General features: G+C 47.7%; 3 protein-coding genes. 2 read left to right on the forward strand and 1 reads right to left on the reverse strand.

Annotation, left to right across the window (positions count from 1 at the left end):
• Both B7X71_RS15050 and B7X71_RS15055 read left to right on the forward strand, forming a co-directional pair.
• Positions 1 to 620: thiazole synthase (locus tag B7X71_RS15050; protein ID WP_293601274.1), on the forward strand; the 620-nt coding region annotated here is incomplete at its 5' end.
• A gap of 12 nt (positions 621 to 632) precedes the next feature.
• Positions 633 to 1,559: a thiamine phosphate synthase gene (locus B7X71_RS15055; protein ID WP_293601276.1), complete on the forward strand. Its 927-nt coding sequence runs from the start codon at positions 633 to 635 to the stop codon at positions 1,557 to 1,559.
• Positions 1,560 to 1,580: 21 nt separating this feature from the next.
• Here the strand turns inward: B7X71_RS15055 and thiD are convergent, their stop codons facing one another.
• Positions 1,581 to 2,465, reverse strand: coding sequence for a bifunctional hydroxymethylpyrimidine kinase/phosphomethylpyrimidine kinase (gene thiD / locus B7X71_RS15060; protein WP_293599196.1), 885 nt, complete (start codon positions 2,463 to 2,465; stop codon positions 1,581 to 1,583).
• Positions 2,466 to 2,555: the final 90 nt, after the last annotated feature.

Genomic DNA, 2,555 nt, shown 5'->3' on the forward strand with positions numbered 1-2,555 from the left:
CTGGATTTTGGGATCTCCTTAAGAAAATGGCTGTTCCAGTTTTACCCAATACTGCAGGTTGTCATAGCCCTAAAGAAGTCATCGCTACTGCTCAAATGGCGCGCGAAGTATTTGAAACAAACTGGATTAAGTTGGAACTCATCGGTGATGACTACACACTGCAGCCCGATACCTTGCGTCTGGTCTCTACTGCAGAAACTTTAATTAAGGATGGCTTTAAGGTCTTACCTTATTGCACCGAAGATCTCATTCTGTGCCAGCGTTTAGTCGATGTCGGATGCCAGGCAGTCATGCCTTGGGCTGCCCCAATTGGCACAGGTCAAGGCCCATTAAATCCTTACGCATTAAAACTTCTACGTGACCGTTTGAAAGTGCCACTTCTGGTGGATGCTGGTTTAGGTTTACCTTCCCATGCATGTAGCGTAATGGAATGGGGGTTTGATGGGGTTTTACTCAATACCGCCGTTGCGCTAGCTGATGATCCCGTAGCCATGGCTAAAGCATTTGCGATGTCAGTGGATGCTGGTCGTACTGCCTACCTCTCCGGCGCCATGAAAGCCCAGCAGTCAGCACAAGCCAGCACGCCTTTGGTTGGCACACCCTTCTGGCATCAAAGTTAAAAGACAAAACTAATGAGCCTAGTTCGCGACCTTGCGGATCAAATTGTTGCAGCCCATATCAAGGATGATTTGTGTTTGCCCATTCCGGCATACGGCTTGTCATCACCTCCACCAAAAATTGATAATGAACAGGCGGCTGATCATTACGAGTTAGCGGGTACAGTTGCCGCAATTGACATGGGCTTCATTGAATGTGATGCCAAGGCCTTAGGCAAAGCCTGGTCGCGCATGGTTCATCAAGATGGTAATTTCAATCCCCTTAAGTGGCCATCCAGACCAGAACATTTCGATCTGTTGCCTTGGACTCGGAATATGAATCCCAAGGCCTTTGCAGAATGTCCAAAGCGTTTGGGTTTATATGCTGTGATGCCCGATGCCGATTGGGTAAAACGGATGGTTGAGGCTGAGATTCCAACAGTTCAACTGCGTCTTAAATCCGAAGACAAAAAACTGATTAAAAAGCAAATTAAGGAATCAGTTGAAGCGGTTGAAGGCAGCAGAACTTTACTTTTTATTAACGACTACTGGCAAGAGGCGATTGAGGCTGGTGCCTACGGTATTCATCTAGGCCAAGAAGATTTAGAAACGGCAGATTTTGATGCCATTCGGTCTGCAGGACTCCGCTTGGGTCTTAGTACGCACGGCTATGCCGAGATGATTTATGCCGATCGCTTCTGCCCAAGCTATATCGCTATGGGTGCAGTCTTCCCAACCAATCTTAAAAAGATGGCTACAGCACCCCAAGGCTTAGGACGTTTATATAAATATGCTCAATTAATGAATCACTATCCCCTTGTAGCTATTGGCGGCATTGATGAAGGAAGTATTCATGCGGTTGCACAGAGCGGTGTGGGCTCTGTTGCTGTTGTCAGGGCAATTATTGGTGCAAGTGATCCCAAGGCTGCCGTGAAACGATTACAAGAGTTAATGAAAACCTAAGGCATTAAACCCAGGCTTAACTTAATACTTACCCTCTTCATCCGGTAATGCAGTTTTATAGAAATCGTGCATGTGCCACAGAGGACCAGGCCCCTCACCAATACTTAAGAAACGCCCTGCCTCGAGCCCTGCTTCAACGTAAGAAATTGCCTTTGCTACAGAATGCGGCAAGTCATGACCATCTGCTAAATAAGTTGCAATAGCAGAGGCTAATGAGCAGCCGGTGCCATGGGTATTAGCCGTATTAACGCGATAGTGTTTGAACTCTTTTGACTGAACCACTTCAAGACCATCTTCAATCGTTCGCCACATCAGAAAATCAGTCAATTGAGTATGGGATTTATCGAGGTGACCACCCTTAATCAAAACTGCTTGTGGACCCATCTCAAGCAACTCTTCAGCCGCCAATTGAAAATCTGCCGCACCAGTAAGCTCTCGCCCTAAAAGTAGGCCGGCTTCCTCGAGATTAGGCGTAATTAATGTTGCCATTGGGAATAAATCCATAATCATGGCTTGGGCAGTATCGTCACCACCCAGACTAGCGCCGGATGTGGCTCTTAATACTGGATCCAAGACAATTCTTTTAGCTCCATGGCGCTTGAGGGCTGATGCCACAGTATGAACAATTTCTGGGCTAGCCAACATGCCAATTTTGACGATGTCCACCCCGATATCCATGAATACCGCATCGATCTGAGCCTCCACCACATCAAGGTCAATATCCTGAATGCGGCTCACCCCCAAAGTGTTCTGGGCAGTGATAGCGGTGATGACTGTCATCCCATATCCGCCAAGGGCTGTAATGACTTTGAGGTCCGCCTGGATGCCCGCGCCACCGCCGCTATCGGACCCGGCAATGGTCAATACTTTGGGTATCTGTATAGAAGTTGGGGTGAGTGATTTCATCTTGCTATAATATCGGCTTATTCCTCGATAGCTCAGTTGGTAGAGCGCCGGACTGTTAATCCGTAGGTCCCTGGTTCGAGCCCAGGTCGA

The sequence above is a fragment of the Polynucleobacter sp. 39-46-10 genome, from assembly GCF_002282275.1.

Excerpts from the sequence above, each read along its gene's own strand:
- thiD (WP_293599196.1), bottom strand. The coding sequence starts at position 2,465 with ATGAAATCACTCACCCCAACTTCTATACAGATACCCAAAGTATTGACC.
- B7X71_RS15055 (WP_293601276.1), top strand. The coding sequence starts at position 633 with ATGAGCCTAGTTCGCGACCTTGCGGATCAAATTGTTGCAGCCCATATC.